This is a genomic window from Streptomyces sp. enrichment culture, assembly GCF_964272895.1.
Classification (GTDB): Bacteria; Actinomycetota; Actinomycetes; order Streptomycetales; family Streptomycetaceae; genus Streptomyces.
Genome location: NZ_OZ186832.1, coordinates 6503141 through 6527509, shown reverse-complemented (window position 1 = coordinate 6527509; position 24369 = coordinate 6503141). Strand labels below are relative to the sequence as shown.

At 73.9% G+C, this 24369-nt stretch carries 22 protein-coding genes; 7 read left to right on the top strand and 15 right to left on the bottom strand.

Features of this window, described 5'->3' with window-relative positions; translation table 11 throughout:
- The first annotated feature begins 86 nt into the window (after positions 1-86).
- Positions 87-1250 (top strand): Gfo/Idh/MocA family protein, encoded by a 1164-nt coding sequence (locus tag ACSU6M_RS29175; protein WP_437073653.1) that lies wholly within the window; start codon positions 87-89, stop codon positions 1248-1250.
- Here ACSU6M_RS29175 and ACSU6M_RS29170 read toward each other — a convergent pair.
- A complete protein-coding gene (locus ACSU6M_RS29170; protein WP_437073651.1) occupies positions 1231-2262 on the bottom strand; it encodes a LacI family DNA-binding transcriptional regulator in 1032 nt (343 codons plus the stop codon). The genes ACSU6M_RS29175 and ACSU6M_RS29170 overlap by 20 nt on opposite strands.
- A gap of 135 nt (positions 2263-2397) precedes the next feature.
- Between ACSU6M_RS29170 and ACSU6M_RS29165 the strand changes: the two genes are divergently transcribed.
- Positions 2398-3402: a Gfo/Idh/MocA family protein gene (locus tag ACSU6M_RS29165; protein WP_437073650.1), complete on the top strand. Its 1005-nt coding sequence runs from the start codon at positions 2398-2400 to the stop codon at positions 3400-3402.
- Between the two features lie 290 nt (positions 3403-3692).
- On the top strand, positions 3693-4700 hold the full coding sequence (locus ACSU6M_RS29160) for a DUF3068 domain-containing protein (protein WP_437073648.1): 1008 nt from the start codon (positions 3693-3695) through the stop codon (positions 4698-4700).
- Here ACSU6M_RS29160 and ACSU6M_RS29155 read toward each other — a convergent pair.
- Genes ACSU6M_RS29155 through ACSU6M_RS29145 form a run of 3 tightly spaced genes read right to left on the bottom strand, consistent with a single transcriptional unit; the run spans position 4675 to position 7620 of the window.
- Positions 4675-5517: an ATP-binding cassette domain-containing protein gene (locus ACSU6M_RS29155; protein ID WP_437073647.1), complete on the bottom strand. Its 843-nt coding sequence runs from the start codon at positions 5515-5517 to the stop codon at positions 4675-4677. The genes ACSU6M_RS29160 and ACSU6M_RS29155 overlap by 26 nt on opposite strands.
- Before the next feature lie 7 nt (positions 5518-5524).
- Positions 5525-6601, bottom strand: a complete 1077-nt coding sequence (locus tag ACSU6M_RS29150; protein ID WP_437073646.1) for an ABC transporter permease — start codon at positions 6599-6601, stop codon at positions 5525-5527.
- On the bottom strand, positions 6601-7620 hold the full coding sequence (locus ACSU6M_RS29145; RefSeq protein WP_437073644.1) for a sugar ABC transporter substrate-binding protein: 1020 nt from the start codon (positions 7618-7620) through the stop codon (positions 6601-6603). The genes ACSU6M_RS29150 and ACSU6M_RS29145 overlap by 1 nt, the downstream gene beginning before the upstream one ends.
- A 240-nt stretch (positions 7621-7860) precedes the next feature.
- Here ACSU6M_RS29145 and ACSU6M_RS29140 point away from each other — a divergent pair, with 240 nt between their 5' ends.
- Positions 7861-8622, top strand: coding sequence for a GntR family transcriptional regulator (locus ACSU6M_RS29140; protein ID WP_437073643.1), 762 nt, complete (start codon positions 7861-7863; stop codon positions 8620-8622).
- A 9-nt stretch (positions 8623-8631) separates the two neighbouring features.
- Here the strand turns inward: ACSU6M_RS29140 and ACSU6M_RS29135 are convergent, their stop codons facing one another.
- The 5 genes from ACSU6M_RS29135 to ACSU6M_RS29115 all read right to left on the bottom strand — a co-directional run bounded on the left by ACSU6M_RS29135 (position 8632) and on the right by ACSU6M_RS29115 (position 13997).
- Positions 8632-9618: an aldo/keto reductase gene (locus ACSU6M_RS29135; RefSeq protein WP_437073641.1), complete on the bottom strand. Its 987-nt coding sequence runs from the start codon at positions 9616-9618 to the stop codon at positions 8632-8634.
- Positions 9619-9699: 81 nt separating this feature from the next.
- On the bottom strand, positions 9700-10368 hold the full coding sequence (locus ACSU6M_RS29130) for an NUDIX domain-containing protein (protein WP_437073639.1): 669 nt from the start codon (positions 10366-10368) through the stop codon (positions 9700-9702).
- Positions 10369-10446: 78 nt separating this feature from the next.
- Complete coding sequence (locus ACSU6M_RS29125) at positions 10447-11397, bottom strand: NAD-dependent epimerase/dehydratase family protein (RefSeq protein WP_437073637.1); 951 nt, start codon at positions 11395-11397, stop codon at positions 10447-10449.
- Between the two features lie 21 nt (positions 11398-11418).
- A complete protein-coding gene (locus ACSU6M_RS29120) occupies positions 11419-12720 on the bottom strand; it encodes a UDP-glucose dehydrogenase family protein (RefSeq protein WP_437073636.1) in 1302 nt (433 codons plus the stop codon).
- A 20-nt stretch (positions 12721-12740) separates the two neighbouring features.
- Positions 12741-13997 carry a glycosyltransferase family 4 protein gene (locus ACSU6M_RS29115; protein ID WP_437073635.1) on the bottom strand — a complete coding sequence of 419 codons (1257 nt, stop codon included), beginning with the start codon at positions 13995-13997 and terminating at the stop codon, positions 12741-12743.
- A 149-nt stretch (positions 13998-14146) separates the two neighbouring features.
- On the opposite strand from ACSU6M_RS29115, the gene ACSU6M_RS29110 reads away from it, so the two are divergent.
- Entirely contained in the window at positions 14147-15082 is a 936-nt protein-coding gene (locus ACSU6M_RS29110; RefSeq protein ID WP_437073634.1) for a class I SAM-dependent methyltransferase, read from the top strand.
- On the opposite strand, the gene ACSU6M_RS29105 is transcribed toward ACSU6M_RS29110, so the two are convergent.
- The 4 genes from ACSU6M_RS29105 to ACSU6M_RS29090 all read right to left on the bottom strand — a co-directional run bounded on the left by ACSU6M_RS29105 (position 15064) and on the right by ACSU6M_RS29090 (position 18822).
- Positions 15064-16047 carry an NAD-dependent epimerase/dehydratase family protein gene (locus ACSU6M_RS29105; RefSeq protein WP_437073632.1) on the bottom strand — a complete coding sequence of 328 codons (984 nt, stop codon included), beginning with the start codon at positions 16045-16047 and terminating at the stop codon, positions 15064-15066. The two genes, ACSU6M_RS29110 and ACSU6M_RS29105, sit on opposite strands and share 19 nt — an antisense overlap.
- A complete protein-coding gene (locus ACSU6M_RS29100; RefSeq protein ID WP_437073631.1) occupies positions 16047-16721 on the bottom strand; it encodes a sugar transferase in 675 nt (224 codons plus the stop codon). Before ACSU6M_RS29100 ends, ACSU6M_RS29105 begins: the two co-directional genes overlap by 1 nt.
- An 83-nt stretch (positions 16722-16804) precedes the next feature.
- The gene (locus tag ACSU6M_RS29095; RefSeq protein ID WP_437073629.1) at positions 16805-17770 is read right to left on the bottom strand and encodes a glycosyltransferase family 2 protein; all 966 of its coding nucleotides are present in this window, start codon (positions 17768-17770) and stop codon (positions 16805-16807) included.
- The gene (locus ACSU6M_RS29090) at positions 17767-18822 is read right to left on the bottom strand and encodes a glycosyltransferase (RefSeq protein ID WP_437073627.1); all 1056 of its coding nucleotides are present in this window, start codon (positions 18820-18822) and stop codon (positions 17767-17769) included. Before ACSU6M_RS29090 ends, ACSU6M_RS29095 begins: the two co-directional genes overlap by 4 nt.
- Positions 18823-18959: 137 nt before the next feature.
- On the opposite strand from ACSU6M_RS29090, the gene ACSU6M_RS29085 reads away from it, so the two are divergent.
- Together ACSU6M_RS29085 and ACSU6M_RS29080 are read left to right on the top strand one after the other, a co-directional pair.
- On the top strand, positions 18960-20363 hold the full coding sequence (locus ACSU6M_RS29085; protein WP_437073625.1) for a Wzz/FepE/Etk N-terminal domain-containing protein: 1404 nt from the start codon (positions 18960-18962) through the stop codon (positions 20361-20363).
- A 9-nt stretch (positions 20364-20372) separates the two neighbouring features.
- Complete coding sequence (locus ACSU6M_RS29080; RefSeq protein ID WP_437073623.1) at positions 20373-21731, top strand: O-antigen ligase family protein; 1359 nt, start codon at positions 20373-20375, stop codon at positions 21729-21731.
- A gap of 44 nt (positions 21732-21775) precedes the next feature.
- Here ACSU6M_RS29080 and ACSU6M_RS29075 read toward each other — a convergent pair whose 3' ends face one another.
- Together ACSU6M_RS29075 and ACSU6M_RS29070 are read right to left on the bottom strand one after the other, a co-directional pair.
- On the bottom strand, positions 21776-22879 hold the full coding sequence (locus tag ACSU6M_RS29075) for a glycosyltransferase (protein ID WP_437073621.1): 1104 nt from the start codon (positions 22877-22879) through the stop codon (positions 21776-21778).
- Complete coding sequence (locus tag ACSU6M_RS29070; RefSeq protein WP_437073619.1) at positions 22876-24357, bottom strand: lipopolysaccharide biosynthesis protein; 1482 nt, start codon at positions 24355-24357, stop codon at positions 22876-22878. Before ACSU6M_RS29070 ends, ACSU6M_RS29075 begins: the two co-directional genes overlap by 4 nt.
- Positions 24358-24369 lie beyond the last annotated feature (12 nt).

Genomic DNA, 24369 nt, shown 5'->3' with positions numbered 1-24369 from the left:
CGGGTTGTCAAAGGGGTTGACACCCTCGGGGAAGCGCGCGCAGGGTGGGCTGAACAGCTGTTGGACCGGTCCAAGTAGGAGCTGCCATGGTCGCGCGCCCCCTCGGTGTCGCCGTCGTCGGGTTCGGCTGGATGGGCCGGGTCCACACCCGGGCCTACGCCCGCGTGCTGCACCACTATCCGCGGCTCGCCGTGCGGCCGGAGCTGGTGGCGGTGGCCGAGGAGGTGCCGGGGCGGGCCGAGGAGGCGGCCGAGCAGTTCGGGTTCGCCGTGGCGACCCGCGACTGGCGGGAGGTGGCGGCCGATCCGCGGGTCGAGGCGGTCAGCGTCACCGCGCCGAACTTCCTGCACCGCGAGATCGGTGCGGCGATGGCGGCGGCCGGCAAGCACCTGTGGATCGAGAAGCCGGTCGGTCTGACCCTCGCGGACGCCCGCGCGGTCGCCGACGCCGTCGCCGGCGCGGGCGTGCAGGGCTCGGTGGGCTTCAACTACCGCAACGCGCCCGCCGTCGAGAGGGCCCGCGACCTGATCGCGGCCGGGGAGATCGGCACCGTCACCCACGCCCGCGTGCGGCTGTTCTCCGACTACGCGGCCCACCCCGAGTCCGCCCTGACCTGGCGGTACGAACGGGCGCGCGGCGGCAGCGGGGTGCTGGGCGACCTCGCCTCGCACGGCGTCGACCTCGCCCGGTACCTGCTGGGCGACCTGACCGAACTCACCGCGGACACCGCGGTGTTCCTCCCCGGGCGCCCCCGGCCCCGCGGCGCCACCGCCGGGCACACCCGGGCCGCGGGCGGCGCGCCCGGCCCCGTCGAGAACGAGGACTACGTCAGCTGCCTGCTGCGCTTCGCCTCCGGCGCCCGCGGTGTCCTGGAGGCGTGCCGGGTCTCGGTCGGCGAGCAGAACGCGTACGGCTTCGAGGTGCACGGCACCCGCGGTGCGCTGTTCTGGGACTTCCGCCGGATGAACGAGCTCGGCGTCAGCCGCGGCACGGCCTACCAGGACCAGCCGGTGAGCCGGGTGTACGTGGGGCCGGGCGACGGCGAGTTCGGCGCGTTCCAGCCGGGCGCGGGCAACGCCATGGGCTACGACGACCTCAAGGTGATCGAGGCGTACCGCTTCCTGCGGTCGGTCGCCGAGGGCAGGCCCTACGGGGCGACGCTCGCGGACGCCGTGCGCAGTGCCGCCGCGCTGGAGGCGATGGCGGCCTCGGCGCACAGCGGCGCCTGGGTCAGCGTGGAGCCGTCGTAGGGATGTTGTACGGCGTGACCACCTGGATCGCGGACGGCGGTACCGGACCGGCCGGCGGCAGGGCGCCGTGGGCGCGCATCACGGCGTGACATGCCTGGCGCAGATCGTGGCGCAGATCGTGGTGGAGCACGGCGGAGAGGCGGTGTGCGCGCAGCAGGCGGGTGTTGTCGTGGTCGAGGTCGTGCGCGACGAACACCGTGCACGGGCGGCCGAGGTCGGCGAAGGCCCGCAGGGTGGCGTCGTTGCCGCCGCCGATCGAGTAGACCGCGCGGATCTCCGGGTCGCGGTCGAGGGCGGCGCGTACGAGGTCGTACTGGGTGGCGTCCAGGCCGTCGCCCTCGGTGATCTCCACGAGGGTGCGCCAGGGCTGCCGGGCTCGCATGACGGCGCGGAAGCCCATCTCGCGCTCCTCCTCGTTGCGGAAGAAGCCGCTGCTGAGGGTGGTGAGGACATGGCCGGGGCGGTCGCCGAGCCACTGCTGCGTCAGATGGGCGGCGGTGGCGCCGGCGGCCCGGTTGTCGCAGCCGACGTGGGCCGACCGGGCGGTGCCGGGCAGGTCGGTGACCAGGGTGACCACGGGGACGCCGGCCGCCGTGAGCCGGGCGACGGCGTCCGTGACCTCGGGGACGTCGGGGGCCTTGAGGAGGACGCCCTGCGAGCCGCGCCGGGCGATGCGGTCCAGGGTGCGGACCAGTTCGGCGGCGGGCCCGGTCTCGCGGAAGTGGAAGCGGGAGCGCAGCACGGCCGGGCGCAGGCCGGGCAGCTCGGCCTCCAGGGCGGCGCGCACGGCGGTGGTGAAGCGTTCGGGCGCCTGCATCACGAGGTCGACCATGAAGGTCCGGCCCATGAGCCGCACCTGGGTGCGCTGCCGGTCCAGGTCGGCGATGGCCCGCCGGACCTCCTGGGCGGTGCTCTCGCGCACGCCGCCCCGGCCGTTGAGCACCCGGTCGACGGTGGCCTCGCTCAGTCCCGCCTGACGTGCGATCTCGCGGATCGGGAACGGGTGGCCCATGGGACGGCTCCTTGAGGGGTTTTTGACGGCCTCCTGATGGTGGCGCGAGGGGTTTGTCCTGACAAGAATGGCGCACGACCGGCCCCGTACCCCTCGCGGACCATGACGGACCGCCGCCACGCACCAGGGAGCACCATGCGCATCGGAATCCTCGGCCTCGGCCGTATCGGCGCCTTCCACGCCGAGACCCTGTCCGGACTGGACGCGGTCGACTCGCTCGTGGTGGCCGACCCGTCGGCCGGCGCGGCCGAGGCCGCCGCCGAGCGGTTCGGCGCCGAGGTCGCCCACTCCCCCGAGGCGCTGCTGGCGGCGGGGGTGGACGGCGTGGTGATCGCCGCGGCGACCGACGCCCATCCGGGGCTGATCCGGGCGGCCGTGGCGGCCGGGCTGCCGGTGTTCTGCGAGAAGCCGGTGGCCCGGACCATGGGCGAGGGCGTCGAGGTGCTCAAGGTGGTGGAGGAGGCCGGGGTGCCGGTGCAGATCGGCTTCAACCGCCGCTTCGACGCGGGTTTCGCCGCCGCTCGGGAGGCGGTGCGCTCCGGGGAGCTGGGCGCCCTGCACACCGTACGGTCGACGACGCTGGATCCGGCGCCGCCGCCCGCCGCGTACGTCGCCGCGTCCGGAGGCATCTTCCGGGACTGCGCGGTGCACGACCTCGACATCGTGCGCTGGGTGACGGGGCGCGAGGTGACGGAGGTGTACGCGGTCGGCGGCAACCGGGGCGCCGACTACATCGAGGAGGCCGGGGACGCGGACACCGCGGGCGCGCTGCTGACGCTGGACGACGGGACGATCGCGGTCGTGTCCAACTCCCGTCACAACGGGCGGGGTTACGACGTGCGCCTGGAGATCCACGGGTTCCTGGACTCCGTCGCCGTCGGTCTGGACGACAAGCTGCCGCTCAGGTCGGTGGAGCCGGGGGTGAGCTTCCCCGCGGGCGTCCCGCACGACTTCTTCATGGACCGCTTCGCCGCCGCCTACCGCGCCGAACTCGCCGCGTTCACCGAGGTGGTGGCCGGGTCCCGGCCCTCGCCGTGCACGGTCGCGGACGCGCTGGAGGCCGGGTGGGTCGCGGAGGCGTGCGCGCTGTCGCTGGCCGGGCACCGGCCGGTGGGGGTGGCGGAGGTGCGCACCGGCTGACGGGCCGGTGGTGGAGGGAGGCCGGTGCGATCACCCGAGCAGCACGCGGGAGGACTGCGACGCCGCGACCGGCCCCCTCCTGAGGGGAATCTCGCACGGTGGGGGACGCGGCGCCTTCCGGGGGCGTCCATCCGGGCCGTGGGCGGGTGCGGCGATCGCCGTGGCGCGTCGCGCCCACGCGGCGCAGCCCGGATCCGGTCCCGCCGGCCGTGTTTTTGTCACCCGCGTGCGTAGACGCGGCCCCTCCTGCCCTCCTACGGTCCCGGCAGTCGAACCCTCGGGAGTGCCGGATGCGTCGGAGTGCCTCACCGCTGTCCCTGATCCTGCTGGGCGTGGGCGTGTTTCTGCTGGTTCTCGCACCGATGCTGGTCTGGTACGTCAAGCCCCGCGCGGCCGTGAACCCGATCGACATCGACGTCACCGCCGTCTACCAGGGCCGGGGCAGCTATTTCGACGTCGACGAGGCCGAGACGGTCGAGGACCGGCGGATCACCGTCACCCAGCGGGTGCGGGGCGACGTCGAGGACAGTGAGGCGAGCGGGAAGGCCGTGTGGGACGTCGTGACGACGGTCGACACGGACAAGTCGCTGCCCGCGGCCGATCCGCACGACGCCCTGGACTTCTCGGTGTCCCGCTGGGTGACCGACCGCGCCACCAACCGGCCCGCGCACTGCTGCGAGGAGGAGCCGTACCACGAGGGTGAGGCGTTCCTGAAGTTCCCCTTCGACGTGGAGAAGCGCACGTATCAATGGTGGGACAGGACGCTCGGCGCGACCGTCCCGCTGGCGTACGCGGGGACGGAGAAGGTCCGCGGGTACGAGGGGTACGTGTTCACCGGCACCGTCGCCCCGACCAAGGTCGGCACCCGGCAGGTGCCGGGCGCGCTGGTGGGGCGCGCGGGCGCCCCGCAGGTGCTCGCCGAGGAGTGGTACTCCAACCACGGCATCAAGCTGATCGTGGACCAGACCACCGGACGCGTCCTGTACGCCGAGCTCGGTCCGCGTCAGGTGCTGCGCGCGCCCGGCGCCACCGAGGACGCGGTGGTGCTGCTGGACGTGCCGAAGCTGGCGCACACCGAGGCCACGCAGAAGGCCGCGGTGGACAAGGCCGAGCAGGACAACGCGCAGCTGCGGGCCCTGGGCACGACCGCACCGGCCGGCGCCGCGGTCCTCGGGGTGCTCCTCGGGGCGGCCGGGGCGGTGCTGCTGGTACGGGGCCGCCGGCCCGGCACGCCACAGCCGCGGGCCGACGAGGCCCCCGTGCCCCAGCCGGTCAGCCGGCCCCCGGCCTCGGCGTGACGTCCTCGGCGTCGGGGAGCCCGGCCGTGTCGACGCCGCTCACCTGGGCCAGCTCGTGCTTGAGCGCGGCCAGTTCGGCGCCGCCGGCCATGTGGTTGGTCAGCTCCTCCAGGGTGACCTGGTCGCGGGCGGCGCTGAGTTCGAGGGTGCCCAGGCGCAGCACGCTGAAGTGGTCGCCGACCATATAGGCGTGGTGGGGGTTGTGGGTGATGAAGATGACGCCGAGGCCGCGGTCGCGGGCGGCGGCGATGTACTTCAGGACCACGCCGGACTGTTTGACGCCGAGGGCGGCGGTGGGCTCGTCGAGGATGAGGACGCGGGCGCCGAAGTGGACCGCGCGGGCGATGGCGACGCACTGGCGCTGACCGCCGGAGAGGGTGCCGATGGGCTGTTCGAGGTCGTCGAGGACGATGCCCATGGCGCGCAGTTCCTCGTCCGCGGTCCTCTTCATCCGCTCGATGTCCAGGCGGCGCAGGGGCCAGGGGCCCTTGGTGAGTTCGGAGCCGAGGAAGAAGTTGCGCCACACGGGCATCAGCGGGACGGTCGCCAGGTCCTGGTAGACCGTGGCGATGCCGCGGTCCAGGGCCTCGCGCGGGGTGGAGAAGCGCACCGGGGTGCCGTCGACGAGGAAGTCGCCCTCGGTGTGCCGGTGCAGCCCGGAGACGATCTTGATGAGGGTGGACTTGCCGGCGCCGTTGTCGCCTAGCACACAGGTCACCTTGCCGGCGTGGACGGCGAGGTCGACGCCGTGCAGGGCGCGGAGGTTGCCGTAGGACTTGCCGGCGCCGCGCAGTTCCACGAGAGGGTGGTCGGTCATCGGTGGCTCACCTCCGGGTCGCCGTGCGGCTGACCCACAGATTGATCAGGACGGCGCCGAGCAGCATCACGCCGAGGAACGCCTTGAACCAGTCGGGGTTCCAGCCGGCGTAGACGATGCCCTGCTGGACCATGCCGAACATGAAGGCGCCGAAGACCGGGCCGACGGCCGAGCCGTAGCCGCCGGTCAGGAGGCAGCCGCCGATGACGGCCGCGGCGATGTAGATCAGCTCCTGGCCGACGCCCTCGCCGGACTGCACGGTGTTGAAGGAGAACAGCTGGTGCATGCCGACGAACCAGGCGCCGAGGCCGACCAGCATGAACAGCGAGATCTTGGTGAAGGTCACCGGGACACCGACGGCCCGCGCGCTCTCCTTGCTGCCTCCGACGGCGAAGACCCAGTTGCCGTACTTGGTGCGCAGCAGCACCCAGGTGGCGAGGGCGGCGAAGACGAGCCACCACACCACGGTGATCTTCACCTGGACGCCGCCGACGTCGAAGCTGGAGGCGAAGACCGCCTTGGCCTGGCCGAAGCCGTCCATGTCGCTGATGTCGTCGGTGGCCACGTTGCCGGTGACCCACTTGGTGACGGCGAGGTTGACGCCCTGGAGGATCAGGAAGGTGCCGAGGGTGACCAGAAAGCTCGGCAGACCGGTCCGCACCAGCATCCAGCCGTTGAACAGGCCCACGGCGAGGGAGACGGCCAGGGCGGCGATCACACCGACCCAGACGTTCATGGTCAGCTGGTAGCTGATCATGCTCGCGGTGAGCGCGGAGGTGATGACGGCGACGCCGGAGGAGAGGTCGAACTCTCCGCCGATCATCAGCAGGGCCACGGGCAGGGCCATGATCCCGATGGTGGACGACTGGTAGAGGATGTTCGCCATCGAGCTGCCGTCGCGCACCGCGGGCGCGGCGATCAGGAAGAACACGAACACCGCCAGCGCGCCGAGGAACACACCGACCTCGGGGCGGGCCAACAGCCGCCGCGCGAGCGGCCGTTGCGCGGTGCGCCCGGTCTCCTTCCCGGGGCCGGGGGCCGGCGGCGCGGTCGCCGCCGGCTGTGCCTGCTGGGCCATGCTCATCACCGGGTGCCCTTCGCGGCGAACCTGTCGACGCTGTCGACGTTGGACTTGTCGACGAAGGCCGGGCCGGTCAGCACCGGCTGTTCGCCGCCGCCCATGTAGTTGCCGTTGTTCTCGTAGAGCCACAGGGAGTCGATGGCCAGGTAGCCCTGGAGGTAGGGCTGCTGGTCGACGGCGAACTCGATGGTGCCGGCGGAGATGGCCTTGGTCAGCTCCTTGTTGAGGTCGAAGGTGGCGACCTTGGCGTCGCTGCCGGACTCGGACACCGACTGGGCGGCGGTCAGCGCGATCGGGGCGCCGAGGGCGACGACGTGGTCGATGTCGCCGTCCCGCTTGAGCTTGGCGGTGATGGTGGACTTGACCGAGGGCATGTCGGTGCCGTTGACGAAGAGGTTCTCGATCGCGCCGGAGAAGGTCTTCTTCACGCCGTCGCAGCGCTGGGTGAGGCCGACGTTGCCCTGTTCGTGCAGGACGCACACGGCCTTCTTGGCGCCGAGTTCGTTCAGGCGCTTGCCCAGGGCCTCGCCGGCGACGGTCTCGTCCTGGCCGAAGAACTCCAGCAGGCCGAGCTTCTGCCACTCGCCGACCCCGGAGTTGAGGCCGACCACGGGTATGCCGGCCGCCTTCGCCCTGCTCATCACGTCCTTGAGGGCGTCCGGTTTGGCGAGGGTGACGGCGATGCCGTCGACCTTCTGGTCGATGGCGTTCTGCACGAGGTTGGCCTGGTTGCCGGCGTTGGGGTCGGCGGAGTAGATCAGCTTGACGTTGTCCTTGGCGGCGGCGGCCTCGGCGCCCTTGCGGACGATGTCCCAGAAGGTGTCGCCGGGCGACTGGTGGGTGATCAGGGCGACGGTCATGCGCGGGGTGCCGGCCTTGCCCGCGGAGGCGCCACCGCCGCCGTCCTCCTCCGCCTTCTTGCCGCCGGAGCTGCTGGAGCAGCCGGCGAGGGCCAGGGCCGCCGCCGCGGCCACGGCCAGGGCGGGGGCGAATCTGCGGGAGCGGGGGCGAGAGCGGTCCATCTTTCCTGCACCTCACTGTGCGACAGGGGGAAGGCACGGCTGTTGGGTCCGGATTCCACTCCCTGGGCACACCCGCTGTCAATACTTTGTCAAGACATCATTTCAGGCGCAGGTCAGAATGTCAGTACAAAGGCTTGACAGGGTGGGCGCCCGCGCCCACCATCTGATCGCGACGGACCGCGTCGTGGGCGTTCCCTACCCCCGGGCGCGGCGGCCAACCGCCCCAGGAGGTGCCCGTCCATGACCCCGCCCGGTGCCGCCCTCGCGTCCCTGGACCTCGTCCTCGACCGGGTCAGTCCCGTCCCGCTGTACCACCAGCTCGCCCGGCAGCTGGAGGCGGCCATCGAGCGCGGCGCCCTCGCGCCCGGCGTGCTGCTCGGCAACGAGATCGACCTGTCCGCGCGGCTGGGCCTGTCCCGCCCCACCGTCCGCCAGGCCCTGCAGTCCCTGGTCGACAAGGGACTGCTGGTACGCCGCCGCGGGGTCGGCACCCAGGTCGTGCACCGGCAGGTCAAACGCCCCCTCGAACTGACCAGCCTCTACGACGATCTGGCGGCGGCCGGCCAGCAGCCCGCCACCCGCGTGCTGCGCAACGACACCGTGCCCGCCCCCGCCGACGCGGCCGCCGCCCTCGGCCTCCCCGAGGGCGCCGACGTCACCCTCCTGGAACGGCTGCGCACCACCCACGCCAGCCCGGTGGCGTATCTGCGCAACTACCTCCCGCCCGGCCTCCTCGACCTGGACACCGACCGCCTGGAGGCCACCGGCCTCTACCGCATGCTGCGCTGCGCGGGCATCGTCCTGCGCAGCGCCCACCAGAGCGTCGGCGCCCGCTGTGCCACCGCCGAGGAGGCACTGCTGCTGGCCGAGCGGGAGGGCGCGGCCCTGCTGACGATGCGGCGGACGGCGTACGACGACACGGGCCGGCCCGTCGAGTACGGGGCGCACATCTACCGCGCGTCCCGGTACGCGTTCGACTTCCAGCTGCTGGTGCGGGGCTGAACCGCCCGCTCAGTGGGCCGCGTCCAGCCGGGCCCGCTGCTCCGGCGTCAGCTCCAGGTCCACCGCGGCCAGGTTCTCCTCCAGCTGGGCCACCGAGGACGCCCCGGCCAGCGGGACGATCGGCAGGTCGGCGCCGATCTGCCAGGCCAGCACCACCTGGTTGACGGTGGCGCCGGCCTCCCGCGCGACCTCGCCGAGCACCTTCAGCCGGGCCGGGGAGCCGGGGTGGTCGTAGTCCGGGGGCAGCGGCTTGTCCTGGCGGGTGTAGGCGCCGGTGAGCAGCGGTGAGTAGGCGACCAGGGTGAGCCCGGGCTCGGCCCGCAGATAGCCGAGCAGTTCGGCGCCGGCGTGGCCGAGGCTGCCGTCGGGGAAGAGGTCGCTGGGGACGTCGAAGCGGGGGCGCAGGTGGCTGTGCTGGTACTGGAGCACCTCGTAGCCGGGCAGTCCGGCGGCGGCCGCCAGCGCGCGGGCCCGCTCCACCCGCCACACCGCGTGGTTGCTGACCCCGAGCAGGCCGACCGTCCCCTCGGCGACCAGCTCGGCGAACCCCTCGACGGTCTCCTCCAGCGGCACCCGGTGGTCCTCGATGTGGGCGTAGAGCAGGTCGAGCCTGTCCATCCCGAGGCGTTCACGGCTGCGCTCGGCGGCCTCGCGGATGACCTTCGCCGACAGCCCCTCGCCGTTGTCGATGTAGCCGGTGCCGGGGGCCAGGGGGCGGGCGCCGAGCTTGGTGGCGATGACGATCTCGTCGCCGACGCCCCTGCTGCGCCGCCACCGGCCGAGCAGTTCCTCGCTCTGCCCGCCCTGGCCGCCGTCCTCCCAGAAGGCGTAGTTGTCGGAGGTGTCGATGAAGTTGCCGCCGGCCTCGACATAGCGGTCGAGGACGGCGAAGGAGGTCTTCTCGTCCGTGCGCGAGCCGAACAGCATCGCGCCGAGGGCGAGCACGCTCACCTCGCGGCGGTGTGCGGGGTCGCTGCCGATGGTGCGGTACTTCATGGTTGTTCCTCCCGTCCGCGCCCGGTTCTCCGGGCACGGACGGGAGTCTTCAGCTTGAAGTGCGCTCCAGGTCAAGGCCGTTCACGCGGGGCGCGCGAACGGCCCCTCCAGGGCTGCCCACTGGAGCAGCATGATGGTCTTGGCGTCGGCGATCTCCCCGGTGCGGATCATCTCCAGGGCGCGGCGGAAGGGCAGTTCGAGGATCTCGATGTCCTCGCCCTCCTCGTGGAGTCCGCCGCCGTCGTGGGTGCGGGTCGAGGGGCCGTACTCGGCGGCGTAGAAGCTCACGCGCTCGGTGACCGATCCGGGGCTCATATAGACGTCGAAGACGTGCCGGACCGCGCCGATGGTGTGGCCGGTCTCCTCCACCGCCTCGCGCCGCACGGCGAGCTCGGGGTGTTCGTCCTCGTCGTCGAGCAGCCCGCCCGGTGTCTCGATCAGCATGCCGTCGGGGTGGCCGTTGACATAGACGGGGAAGCGGAACTGCCGGGTGAGCAGGACGGTTTCGCGTGCCGGGTCGTAGAGCAGCACGGTCGCGCCGTTGCCGCGGTCGTGGGTCTCGCGCTGCTGGGTGCTCCAGGTGCCGTCGGCGCGCTGGATGTCGTAGGTCGTGGCCCGCTCGACGTACCAGTGGCTGGACAGGAGTTCCACCTCCCGCACCTTCACCCGGGGGTTGCCGGTGAGGTCCAGGCCGGTGCGGTGCAGTCCGGTGCGGCCCCGGCGGTCGGGGGTGTCGGCGCCTGCGGTCATGCGGGGCACCCCCCGGGGGCGGGCCGGGGAACAGGGATCGTGGTCATGCCCGCTTCTACCACGCCGGGGGTGTCCTTCTCATGACGGCACCTTCGGCCGCTCGGGCCGGGCGGCGAACCAGGCGACGGTGTGCCGCAGGCCGTCCTCCAGGGGTACCAGCGGCTGCCAGCCGAGCGTCTCGCGGGCGCGGGTGATGTCGGGGCGGCGGCGTACGGGGTCGTCCTCGGGCAGCGGGAGGAAGCGCAGGCCGCTGCGGGAGCCGGTCAGGCGCAGGACGCGCTCGGCGAGTTCGAGGACGGTCAGCTCGGTGGGGTTGCCGAGGTTGACCGGGCCGGGCAGCGGGCTGTCGATCATGGCGATCAGGCCGCGGACCAGGTCGTCGACGTAGCACAGGCTGCGGGTCTGGCCGCCGTCCCCGTGGACGGTGAGGGGTTCGCCGTCCAGGGCCTGCCGGACGAAGGTGGAGACCACGCGGCCGTCGTGCGCGCGCATCCGGGGCCCGTAGGTGTTGAAGATCCGCACGATGCCGGTGTCGGCGCCGGTGCTGCGCCGGTAGGCGGCGGTGACGGCCTCGGCGAACCGTTTGGCCTCGTCGTAGACGCTGCGCGGGCCGATGGGGTTGACGTGTCCCCAGTAGTCCTCGCGCTGGGGGTGCACGGCGGGGTCGCCGTAGATCTCGCTGGTGGAGGCCAGCACGAAGCGGGCCCGTCGGCGCACGGCGAGGCGGAGCAGGTTCTCGGTGCCCCGGCTGCCCGCGGCGAGGGTCTGCAGGGGGCGGGCGAGGTAGTCGCGCGGGGAGGCGGGGCTGGCGAGGTGGACGACGGCGTCGATGTCGCCGGAGAGCCGGAAGCGCTCGGTGATGTCGCAGGGGGTGCACTCGAAGCCGGGTTCCTGGAGCAGGCCCGCGAGGTTGGCGGTGCGGCCGGAGGAGAAGTCGTCCAGGCAGCGGACGCTGTCGCCGCGGCGGATCAGCGCCTCGCACAGATGCGATCCGAGAAAGCCCGCCCCGCCGGACACCACGACACGCATCGCCGCCTCGCCTCCCGCCGGTCAGCCGAGCCGGGGCCGGCCCGGTGCGCGCACGGTCCAGCCGGCCGCGCGCCAGGCCGCCGCGTCCAGGGTGTGCCGGGCGTCCACCAGGGCCGGGGTGCGCACCACGCCGGCGAGGGCCACCGGGTCCAGCAGGCGGTACTGCGGCCACTCCGTCAGATGCAGGACGACATCGGCGTGTTCGCAGGTCTTGGCCACGTCCAGGGCGTACTGGAGCGCGGGGCAGGCGGCGCGCGCGTTGTCGACGGCCTCCGGGTCGTGCACCCGCACCTGCGCGCCGAGCCGGCGCACCGCCTCGGCGACGGCGAGTGCGGGCGAGTCGCGGACGTCGTCGCTGTGCGGCTTGAACGCGGCGCCCAGGACGGCGACGTTGCGCCCGGCGAAGCTGCCGCCCACCAGGCGCAGGGCGAGCTCCACGGTGCGCCGGCGCTGACGGGTGTTGACGGTGTCGACCTCGCGCAGGAAGGCCACCGAGGCGCCCAGGCCGAGCGCCTCCGCGCGGGCGGCGAGGGCCCGGATGTCCTTGGGCAGGCAGCTGCCGCCGAAGCCGAGGCCCGGTGCGAGGAAGCGGGGTCCGATGCGGGCGTCGGCGCCCATGGCCTCGGTCAGCGTCAGCACGTCGGCACCCGTGGCGTCGCAGATCTCGGCCATGGCGTTGACGAAGGAGACCTTGGTGGCGAGGAACGCGTTGGAGGCGAGCTTGACCAGTTCGGCGGTGGCCGGGTCGGTGCCGATGAACGGCGTCCCGGCGGCCAGCAGCAGGGTGTACAGCTGCTTCAGCCGCGCCTCGGCCTCCGGCGAGTTCGTGCCGACGACGATGCGCTCGGGGTGCAGGGTGTCCTGCACCGCGCAGCCCTCGCGCAGGAACTCCGGGTTCCAGGCGACCTCGGCGTGCGGCAGCCGCTCGGCCAGCCGGGCCGCGGTGCCGACGGGGACGGTGGACTTGCCGACGATCAGCGCGCCGGCGGTGAGATGGGGTGCCAGGGCGTCCACGGCGGCGTCGACGAAGCGCAGGTCGCTGGCGCCGGTGCCGGGCAGCGGCGGGGTGCCGACGCACAGGAAGTGCGTGTCGCCGAACCGGGCCGCCTCGGCCGGCGAGGTGGAGAACGCCAGCCGGCCCGCGTCCACGCCCCGTTTGATCAGCGCGCCCAGCCCCGGCTCGTAGAAGGGGGGCCGCCCGGCGGCCAGTTCGGCGACGCGCTCGGCGTCGACGTCCACGCCGAGGACGTCGTGCCCGAGGTCGGCGAGGCAGGCGGCGTGGACGGCTCCCACGTATCCGGTACCGATGACTGTGACGCGCATGGTGATCTCCGTGGCCGGGTTCAGCGGCCGGTGACGGGCAGGCCGAGCAGGTCGCGGTAGCAGGCGTCCACGGCCGCGCACATGGTCTGCGGGGCGAAGGCGGCGCGCACCCGCTGCCGTCCCTGCCGCCCCATGCGGGCGGCCTCCTGCGGGTGGTCGAGGAGCCAGTCGACGGCGTGGGCGGTGCCGTCCGGGTCGGCGGGCGCGACCAGCAGTCCGGTGGCGCCGTGCTCGACCAGGTCGGGCACCCCGTTCACGGCGGTGGCGACGACCGGGCGGGCGGTGGCCAGCGCCTCGGTGAGGGCGCGGCCGAGCCCCTCGTACAGCGAGGTGACGACGAAGACGTCGAGCCCGGCCACCAGGCGCGCGGCGTCGGGCCGGTGGCCGGTGAGCACGATCCTGACGCCCAGCCGGTCGGCGAGCCCGCGGACCTCGTCGGCCAGCGGTCCGTCGCCGATCATGACGAAGGCGGTGTCCGGCCTGCGCGCCCGCAGCGCGGCCGCCGTCCGGACGAAGTCCAGGGGCGCCTTCTGGGTGTCGATCCGGCCGACGGTCCCGACGAGTGCCGTGGCGCGCGGCACGCCGAGCATCCGGCGGGCGACCGGGTCGAACCGCTCCGGGATGTGGCCGAGGTCCACCGCCGAGGGCACGACCTGGATCCGGCCGGGGGGCGCGAGGCGCTCCTCCACGGCCTGCCGGGCGACGCGGGGCGCGACGGCGAGGAACCGGTGGGTGCAGCGGCGGGTGGCGCGTTCCAGGCAGCGGTACAGGGTGCGGCGCAGGAGGGGCTGGTGCGGGTGGAAGCTGAAGCCGTGGAAGGTGTGCACGACGACCGGGGTGCGGCACAGCCGTGCGGCGAGCCGTCCGAGGAATCCGCCCTTGGCGGAGTGGGTGTGCACGACGGTGAACCGCTCACGCCGGATGAGCCGCACCAGGCGGTACAGCACCAGCGCGTCGGCGGGGGTCAGCGTGTGCCGGAACCCGCGCAGTTCGACGGTGTGCACACCGGCCGCCCGCGCGCTCTCCCACAGGTCCCCGCCGGGGACGCCCGCGATCCATACGTCGTAGCGGTCGCGGTCCATCCCCACCGCGGTCAGCAGGGTGTTGCCGCCGGCGCCCGCCTGGAGGCGGGTGATCACATGCAGCACCTTGATGCGGGGCGGCGCGGGCGCCGGCGGCAGCTCGGCCGTGGGGGCCACCTGGGGGAGGGTGGCGGGCCAGCCGGGGGCGAGGGTCCGGGGGCGTTCCGGGCCGGGGACGAGGGTCCCGTTCCGCATCGTCGATCACCACCAGATGTAAGCCGTATGTTTACGACGTACACGTACATCATCGCCCCTCGCGCGAGACGGGTCAATACGACAGAAAATGGACGCCGGGTCCTCGCCTGGCGCGTTCACCCGACGGGCTTCGGACGGGAGGAGTCGCGATGCCGCTCGCCCATCTCGACGGGATCCGGCACCTGCTGGTGTGCCCGCGCTGCCGGTCGGCGCTGGCGGCGGAGCCGGACGGCTTCCGCTGTACGGCGCCCGGCTGCCCCCGCGCCCGACCGGGTGACGGGTTTCCCCTGGCCGGCCGGTGGCCGGTCCTCGTCGACTTCGAGCGCAGCGTCGTGGACCGCGACGCGGTGCCGGCGCGGACCGCCGGGAACACCGAACGCCTCCCGGCCCCGCTGCGCCGCGTGCTCAAACCGCCGAACCGGGTCGCGGCCCGCACCATCGACCTGCTGCTGCGCGCCCTGCCGGGCCCCGCGCCCAGGCTGCTCGTCGTCGGCGGGGCCACCGTGGGCAACGGCGTGGACGCCGTCTACCGCGACCCGCGCGTGGAGGTGATCGCCTTCGACATCGCCACCAGCCCGGTCACCCAGTTCGTCGCCGACGCCCACCACATCCCGCTGCCCGCGGGGTGCGTGGACGCGGTGCTGGTGCAGGCGGTGCTGGAGCATGTGCTCGACCCGCCCCTCGTCGTCGCCGAGATCCACCGGGTGCTCCGGGACGGCGGCCTGGTCTACGCCGAGACGCCCTTCCTCCAGCAGGTCCACGCCGGGGCCCATGACTTCACCCGCTACACCGCGAGCGGTCACCGCTATCTCTTCCGCCGCTTCGAGGAGCTCGCGGCGGGCGCGGTGGCCGGCCCCGGCACCCAGCTGCTGTGGAGTCTCGACCACACGGTCCGCGCCCTCACCCGCTCCCCCGCCGCCGGCCGCGCCACGCGGACCCTGCTGTGCTGGCTGCGCGCGCTGGACCGGCTGGCCCCGCCGGGCTTCGCGGAGGACGACGCGTCGGCGCTGTACTTCCTGGGGCGGCGGCGCGAGCGGGAGATGACCGCCGCGGAGATCGTCCGGTACTACCGGGGGGCCCAGTAGCCGTGCGGGTGGCCGACCGCGGGCCGGGCCCCGTGGTCGAGCGGCGCCTCGGCGCGGACCATCGCCGCCAGCCCCGTCCGGATGTCCGTCACCGGCCGGTAGCCGAACGCCTGCCGGGCCAGGGTGATGTCGGCGGCGGTGCGCCGCGCGTCACCGGGACGGGCCGGGCCCGGCACCACCCGCACCGGTGCGGTCAGCTCGCCGAGCAGCGCGATGATCTGACGCAGGGTCACCTCCGATCCGCCGCCGAGGTTGGCGACCCCGGTCCAGCCGGAGCGGGCCGCGGCGCGCATGGCGGCGACGACGTCACCGACGTAGGTGAAGTCCCGGCTCTGCCCGCCGTCGCCGTACAGCGGGAACGGGCGGCCCGCGCGGGCGGCCGTGATCAGCCGGGAGAAGGCCATGTCGGGCCGCTGCCGTGGCCCGTAGACGCTGAACAGGCGCAGCGAGACGGCGGGCACGCCGAACACCGCGCGGTAGGTCTCGCACAGCTGCTCGGCGGCGAGCTTGGTGACGCCGTACGGGGAGACGGGCCGCGGTCGCAGGGTCTCCGGCGTCGGGTACGTCTCGGCGTCGCCGTAGACCGAGGAGCTGGAGGCGAAGACCAGCCGGGGCAGCCGGGTGTCGCGGGCGGCCTCCAGGACGTGCTGGGTGACCAGGACGTTGCGCCGGAGGTAGACGGCGAACTCGTCGCCCCACGAGCCGCGGACGCCGGGCTGGCCGGCGAGGTGGTACACGACGTCCGCGGCGGCGAACAGCGGGCGCAGCGGGGTGCGCAGCAGGTCGCCGCGGTGCAGGGCGAAGCCGTCGCGGCCGAGCAGCGGGGCGAGGTTGCGCTCCTTGCGGGCGGGGTCGTAGAAGGTCGTCAGGGCGTCGACGCCGACGACCTCGTCGCCGTGGGCCAGCAGGTGCTCGCACAGGTGGGAGCCGATGAAGCCGGCCGCTCCGGTCACGACGGCACGCATCAGGATCGGCCTCCTCGGTCCCACAGGGCGGACAGCACGTACCAGAGGGTGCGGGCGGTGAACCGTACGACGCTCGCGGCCGTGGCGTGCGCGAGGAACTCGGCGTCCAGGGCGACGCGGCGGGGCACGAGCACGGTCAGGTAGTACTGCTCGGGGTCGGGGCGGCCGTCGAGGGCGGCGGCGTACTCCCGTGACCTGAGCTGGCAGGGGCCGGTGAGTCCCGGCCGGTGCCGGAAGACCCAGCGGTGCTCGGGCGGGTAGCGCTCGGCGAGGTGCGGCACCTCGGGGCGCGGGCCGACCAGGGTCATGTCGCCGCGCAGGACGTTCCACAGCTGCGGCAGCTCGTCCAGGCTGAGGCGGCGCAGCAGCCGCCCGGTCCGGGTGACCCGCGCGTCGTCCCCTCCGGTGACACCGGGCCCCGCGCAGTCCGTGCGCATGCTGCGGAACTTGTAGAGGACGAACTCGCCGCCGCCCTCCCCGACCCGCCGCTGCCGGAACAGCACCGGCCTGCCGCTGGTCACCGCCACCACCGCTCCGAGCAGCGCCAGCACGGGGGCGAGGGCGATCAGCAGGACCAGGGCCACGGTGACGTCCAGCACCCGGCGGGCCGGCGCGATCGGCACCGCGCCGAGGGTGCCCAGGGCGTGTTCGGGAGTGCGGTCGACGGTGCTCATAGGGTGCCCTTGATACCGTACGTTTACAACGTAAACGCCATTTTTGTCCCTGCGTGACCCGAGGTCAAGCGGACGAGGTGTCCCTAGCTGCGCCGCGGCACCGGCCGCGGGGGCGGCCCCAGCCCGCGGCCCTCGCTGAACCAGCGCAGGAACCGCCAGTAGACCGCCAGGGTGGGCCCGAGGTCCCGCCACTGCCCGCGCAGAGCGGCCGCCGCCAGCCGCGCGGGCGGCTCCACGGCGAGGGTCAGCGCCATCAGCAGCCACGCCCGGCGCCTCTCCCACTGCCGGAAGGCGTACCGGCTGCGGCTGCACAGCATCAAGTAGTGCCGCCAGGGCCCGAGCTGACCGGAGCTCACCTGGCCGGCATGGCGGACCCGCGCCTCGTGCACGTGGTACGAGGGCCAGCCGGCCCGGCGGGCCCGCAGCGCGAGGTCGACCTCCTCCAGGTAGAGGAAGTACCCCTCGTCGAAGCCGCCCAGGGCCTCGAACAGCGGCCGTCGGACCAGGAAGAACGCCCCGATGACCTGGTCCACCGGGCCCGACCGGGTCAGTTCCCGCGGCCGGAGATGGTGCGGCGGGAAGAGCGCGGGCAGCAGCCGGTCGAGCCCCGTCATCCGGCCGGCGTACGTGCGCAGGCCCGGGAACCGCGAGCAGGAGATCTGCGGCCGGCCCTGCTCGTCGACCATGAGCGCCCCGAAGATCCCGAAGCGGTCGGCCTCGGGCGTGTCCAGGAAGCGGCCGACGGCCCGCAGGGCGTCCGTGTGCAGCCGGGTGTCCGGGTTGAGGAAGAGCACGAAGTCGCTCCGGCCGCGCGCGGCGCCCTGGTTGCAGGCCGCGGCGAACCCCCGGTTGTCCTCGTTGCGCACCACGTCGACGGGGATGCCGTCGGCGCTCAGCCCGTCCAGGGAGTCGTCGGTGGAGGCGTTGTCGACGACGACGATCCGCGCCACCCGCAGCCGCGAGCGGTCGGCCGCGCCGACGGAGCGCACGCACGCGCGCAGATACCGGCCGGTGTTCCAGTTCACGATCACCACGTCGGCGGCGGTCACGACGGCGCCGCCCGGCCGAGTTCCAGGGCCGCCGTCCAGCGGGGCAGCCAGGCGTCGTAGGAGTACCTGCGCGCGGTGACCTCGCGTGCCCTGCGCCCGAGCCGTTCGCGGGCGTCGGCGCTCCGGCCGAGCAGCCCGAGGACCGCGTCGACCCAGTCGTCCTGGCTGCGCGCCGCGGGCAGGCCCAGCTCGGCCAGCAGCCCGGCGTTCACCCCGAGCGGACTGGCCACGGCCGGCAGTCCGGCGGTGGCGTACTGCAGCAGCTTGTACCCGCACTTGCCGAGGCTGTACGCGGTGCCGGGCAGCGGCATCAGCCCGATGTCCATGGCGGCCAGGGCGGTCCGCTGGCGCTCCGGGCTCCAGGGGACCCGGTCGACGAAGTCCTCCAGCACACCCAGGGACGGCCTGTCCGTCCCGACGAGCGTCAGCCGCGCGCCGGTCCTGCGGTGCAGCTCGGTGAGGGCCGGGGCGATGCCCAGCAGGTATGCCTCGTTGTGGGCTGAGCCGATCCAGCCGAGGCGCGGCGGGTCGCGCAGGGTGTAGTCGGTCTTGGGCACATAGTCCGCCGGGTCCACGCAGCTCGGGATGACGACGACGTCGCGGTGGTAGCGGCCGGCCCAGTCGGCCAGGACGGCGTTGCCCGCGACGACCCGGTCGGCATGGCGTACGGCGACCAGCGCCTTGCCCGCCTTGGGGGCGAGGCGGCGCGCCAGACCGTCCTTCCCGTCGTCCCACTGCAGGGCGTCGTCGAAGTCGTACACGGCGAACTCCGCGCTCGTCAGCAGCCGCCGCTCCCACCACCCCCGGCTCAGCGGCGATGCCTCCCGGTGCAGCAGCAGCAACCGGGGGCGGGCCCGCGCCAGCCGGCCGAGCCGCAGCTCCGCGCGGGCCAGCGCCAGCGGGCGGCGCAGCAGACGGGAGGGGGCGGCGTCGGGGAGCCCGAGATAGCTGCCGACGGTGAAGTCCGCGCCGACGCGGTCCAGCCACCCGTAGACCCGCACCCGGGAGCTGCCGGCCTCCCGGCCGTAGGGGGTGATCGCGCAGCGCTCCACGGGACGCTCCCCGGTTCCGTCTCCAGCCGTATGCTGATATCGTACGTTTACGTCGTAAATCCACATCTTGCGCCTCGGGTGAGATCACGTCAAGACAGCACAGACGGGACGGGCGGCCCGGACGGAGGGGAGCCTCCATGGATTTCCACGACTACCTGGACGTGCTGCGCCGCCGCTGGCGGTTCGTCACCGTGTGCGTGCTGCTCGGGCTGGCCGCGGCCGTGGCCGCCACCGCCCTGATGCCGCGCACCTACACCGCGACCGCCCAGCTGTTCATCGCCACCAGCGGCCAGAGCAGCGGCGACGCCTACGAGGGCGGCCTGTTCACCCAGCAGCGCGTGAAGTCGTACACCCGTGTCGTGACCAGCCCGTCGGTGCTCCAGGGCGTCATCTCGGCGCTCGACCTGAAGACCACGCCGGGGCGGCTGGCGGAGAAGATCAGCGCCCAGGCGCCGCTGGACACCACGCTGGTGGACATCCAGGTGACGGACCCCTCGCCCACCCGGGCGCAGGCGATCGCCGACGAGACCGCACAGCAGTTCACGCGGTACATCGCCACCATCGAGGGCTCCTCGGCCGGTGTCCCCCCGCTGGTGAAGGCCAGCGTCGTCGGCGGTTCGCAGCCGCCGACCGACCCGACCAGCCCCCGCCCCGAACTGAACGTGGCCATCGGCCTGCTCGGCGGCGCGATCGTCGGCGTCGCGGGCGCGGTGCTGCGCCACACGCTGGACCGCACCCTGCGCTCGCCGGGCGACATCCGGAGCCGGCTCGGCCTGACCACCCTGGGCACCCTGCCGCCGCCCGAGGGCCGTCGGCGCGGTGCGCCGCCCACCGGCACCACCCGGCGCGCGGAGGCCCTGAGCCAGCTGAGCACCCGGCTGCGGTTCGCCTCCGACGCGGGCCTGCCCCGCTCGCTGCTGATCGCCAGCGCCCTGCCCGGCGAGGGCCGCACCCGGACCGCGCTGGACGTGGCGACCAGTGTCGCCCGCACCGGTGGGCGCGTGGTGCTGGTGGAGGCCGATCTGCGCCGGCCGCGGCTCGGGGCGGAGCTGGACCTGGCCCCCTCCCCCGGCCTGACCGGCGTACTCACCGGCACCGCTGCGCCGCACTCCGCGCTGGTGCAGTGGCGGCCGGGCCACCTCCGCGTCCTGCCCGCCGGGCCCGCCCACCCGGACCCGTATCCGCTACTGTCCGGGCGGCGGCTGACGGAGGTGCTGCGCACGCTGGAGGCGGACGCCGACCTCGTGGTCGTCGACAGCCCGCCGCTGCTGCCGTTCGCCGACGGGGCGGCCGTCGGCAGCGTGGCCCACGGCGTGCTGTTCGTCGTACGGGCGGACCGGACCCCCCGCGAGGAGGCGCTGCGGGCCCTGGACACGCTGGCCGCGGTGCACGCCGAGGTGCTCGGTGCCGTCCTGACGGGGGCCGCGGACAAGCAACTGACCGACTGGCGGCCGCCCGACGGCCCGGCACCGACGCCGATGTCGCCCCCGCCGCCGCAGCAGACCGTCGTGCCCCGCGTCCCGGCCCGGCACCACGGATAGGGGTCCGGGATGACACCGGAGCAGGCGCGCACGACGCTGATCCTCGGCATCCTGGCGCTGGTGTCGCTCGTTCCGCTGCTGATCGCCCTGCGCCGGGCCCGCGCCTTCGGGGACTGGGACCTCACCGCGACGGTGGTGTTCCTGACCGCGGTGCTGGCCAGTGCGCCGACCATCGCCTACGTCGTCCACTCGGGCCGCAGCGAACGGCTCGACGTCCTCGGCGACGTGGTCATCGGCTTCCCGCCCTGGGTGCACCAGGCGGGCGCGGTCGCCAACGGGCTGCTGATCGCCGTGTGCCTGCTGTTCACCGGCCACCGGCTCCTCGCCGCCCGCGCCCGGATCAACACCGCTCCCCTGCCGGCCCTCGGGCTCGTCGTGCTGGTCGCCCTCTCGGACGCCCTGCACGGACAGGCGCTGCTCGCCCCCCGGCAACTGGTCCTCCTCGCGGCGCTGCTGGCGGCGACGGTCGCCCGGCCCGGCCGCCCGGCGTTCCTCGGCGGGGCGGCCGCCGTGCTGCTCTTCACGGTGCTCGGCGGCATCGAGGCGCTGGTGGAACCGGAGACGGTCCTGCGCGGATGCCGCCCCGACAACCCGTGCGGTCTGCTCGGCGTCCACTACGCGGGCGTCTTCTCCAACGAGAACATCCTCGGGCTGGTGCTGATCCTCGGCATCCCCTTCGTCTGGCTCGGGCTGCGCGGCCCGGTCCGCGTGGTCCTGGCGGTCTACGTCGCCTTCCTCGCCGTCGCCACGGGCGGGATGCTGGCCGCCGCCACGGCCGCCGCCACCCTGGTGGCCCTGGCCGTGCTGCGCCCGGACCTCGCGGAGCAGGGCCGGCCGTCCGGGCGGGCCCTGCTCGCCCTTCCCGCGCTGGGCGCCACCGCCGCGGTCGGCGCCGCCCTGCCGTTCGTGGGCGCCGACCCCGACCGGTTCGGCGACCGCGCGGTCATCTGGACCATGGCCCGCGAGGAGCTGACCGGCGCCCCCCTGCTCGGCCTCGGCGGCAAGGCGTGGTCCGCGAAGTACCCCGCCGGGGAGATCCCGGCCGCCGTCTCGCCGTCCCTGCACAACCAGTGGATCGACGTGCTGTACGCGGGCGGGCTGGCCGGCCTCGCCCTCTTCCTGCTCCTGCTGCTGCGTCTGCTCGCCGGGGGCGGGCTGCGCGGCCTGCCGGTCGCCGCGTGCGTGCTGCTGCCGGTGCTGCTGTCCTCCGTCCTGGAACGCCCCTGGTCCTTCGGCATCAGCAACACCCTCACGTTCGCGCTCCTGGTGGCGACGCTCATGCCGCTGCGGGCCCGCGCCGCGCCCCCGCCCCGGGTGCCCGGGCCGGCACCGCTCGCGCTCCGCCGTCCGCGGTCGGTGCCGCACTGACTCCTGCGGCTCCGGCGTCCTTGGCGGCGGAGCCGGGACTCCGGTCACCGGAGCAGGGACTCCAGCGGCTCCAGCGTCCGCCGCCAGTCCAGCCGCCGCGCCTGCTCGTACGCCTCGTCGCTCACCGCCTGCCAGCTCTCCTTGCGGCCGAGCGCCCCGACGACCTCGGCGAAGTCGTCCTCGGTGTACGGCACCGACCCGCGCAGCAGGTCGAGATGGCGCCGCCAGGCGGGGACCAGGACGGGCAGGCCGTAGGACAGATAGTGCAGATGTTTGGCGGAGAAGCCCTCCCGGCGGATCAGGTCACGGGTGCAGGTGATCAGCCCGAACTGGTAGTCCGCCAGGATCTCCTCGGAGGCGTAGCCCCGGTAGCGCAGCCCCAGCGACGGGTCGGGCGGCGGGCCTCCGTACACGTCGAGGTGCTGATAGCGGCGGCTGAGCCGGGCCAGCATCGGCAGGTCGATGAAGGAACTGCTGAGCGAGCCGAGATAGGCCACGCGCGGCGGGTCGGCGAACTGAGCCCGCACCGGCGAGGGGGTGCACCCCCAGTTCAGCTGGACGAAGTTGCGGCCGCTGATGCCGTACTGGGCGACGGCGTACCGGCCGTAGGTCTCCCAGGAGAACGACAGGTACTGCATGCCCTCCAGGAAGCGGGCCTCCCAGCGGCGGAAGCGGGCGTGCTGGCGGTCGGTGAGCCGGCCCTCGCAGTACACCTCGTCGGCCCAGGGGTTGGGGCAGTCGTAGAAGGTCGCGGCGGAGGTCGGGGTGGTGAGCACTCCGGCGTCGAACGGTGTCTCGCAGATGACGAGGTCGTAGTCGTCCAGGGCGAGTTGGCCGGCGAGGATACGGCGGCGCAGCGCGTGGTCGGCGCGCAGCACGTAGTACGACAGATGGCGGCGGCCGAACCCCCAGCGGCGGGTGAGGAGTTTCGACGCCACGTCGTTGGCGTACAGCGCGAGGCGGCGGGGCCGCGGGGAGCCCGGCAGCATCCGGCCGAGGGATCCGGGGCGGTCGGACGCCCTGGCGAGGCAGTTGGTGTCCACGAGGTGTACGTCGTGGCCGCGCTCGCGCAGGAACCGTTCGATGGCGCGGGGCTTGACGGTGTTGGCGTAGCCGTCGAGCTGCGCCACGATCAGCACGGAACTCATGGGGGGCCTCCTTGCTTCACGGGCACGCGGCGGGGGGCGAGTTCGGGCCCGAGCAGCGCCGTGGCCGCGGCCAGGCCGGCCAGCACCGGCAGGCCCGCCAGCAGCAGCGGCAGGACTCCGTGCCAGCCGAGCTCCAGGACGAGCAGATCGCCGAGGACGGCCAGGGCCGCGGCGAGGGCGGTCGCGGGCAGCCAGCGCCGCGGCAGCCGGCCGTCCCCCCGGCGCAGTCCGGCCCGGCGGCACAGCGCGACGAAGTACAGCGACCCCGCCGCCACCCCCACGGCCGTCGCCAGCACCACGCCGACGACGCCCCACAGCAGGGCGAAGGGCACGGTCAGGGCGAGGTTGACCACGGTCGCGGCCCAGGAGTACCGCGTCTCGTAGCCGGGCCGGCCGATGGCCCGCACGAAGCAGGTGCGGACGCCGGTGAAGGCGACCTGCACCGAGTAGCCGGCCAGCAGGACGGCGGCGACGGCTCCGCTCAGTGCGAGCGCGGGTCCGAGCCAGACCTGGACGGCGACCGAGACCACCGCCGTGGTCACCACGCCGTAGGTGAGCGCCGCGGGCAGCCAGCGGGCCTGCAGCGCGTGGAACTCGCCCACCGCGCCCGGCAGTCCGTGCCGGGCGTAGACATGGGTGATCCGGGTCAGCACCGGCGGGATCGCGAACAGCGGCAGGCTGCGCAGGCCCATCGCGGCCTGGTAGCCGGCGGCGTAGATGCCGACATAGCGGACCGGGAGAAGCCCGGCGACGACCAGCGCGTCGATCTCGCCGTTGAGGAACACGGTGAACCCCGACAGCTGCATGCGCAGGGCGTAACGGCCGAACTCGCGGCGTTCGGCGCGGGTGGGGAGCAGGGGGCGGCGGATCCGTATCTGCCGGGCGCCCGCGGCCAGGCCGCCGACGGTGACCAGCAGGTACCGGCCGGCCGTCAGCACCGCGAGCAGCGGCAGGTCGGCGCCCTCTTCGATCAGGGTGGTGACGGCGACGGCGTACACCAGGCAGGATCCGCCGCTCACCGCGGCGAGGGCGCGGAAGCGGCCGCCCGCCTGGAGCAGGGCGACGGCGGAGTTGGAGGCCAGTGCCAGGGTGAGCAGCGGGCCGAGGGCCATGAGCAGCCGGTGGGCCTCCTCGCGCAGCCGCGGCGGCACGTCCAGGGCGGCCGTGGCGGTGGGCGCCAGCAGCACACACCCCACGGTGACCAGGGCCCCGAAGCACAGGAACAGCGCCAGGGAGCCGATCACCAGCCGTCCGGTGCCGTCCCGGTCCCCGCGGGCCGCGTGGTAGGCGTGGAAGCGGGCGAGTGACGCACCGACCCCGCCGTCCAGCACGGTGAGGGTGGCCAGGAAGACCAGGATCAGCGACCACACCCCGAACCGGTCCAGGCCGAGGCGGCCGATCAGGTACGGGGTGAGCAGCAGGTTGGTGAGCAGGGGCGCGGCCTGGGCGAGCGCGCTGAATCCGACGGACGGGACCATTCCACCCGGGGA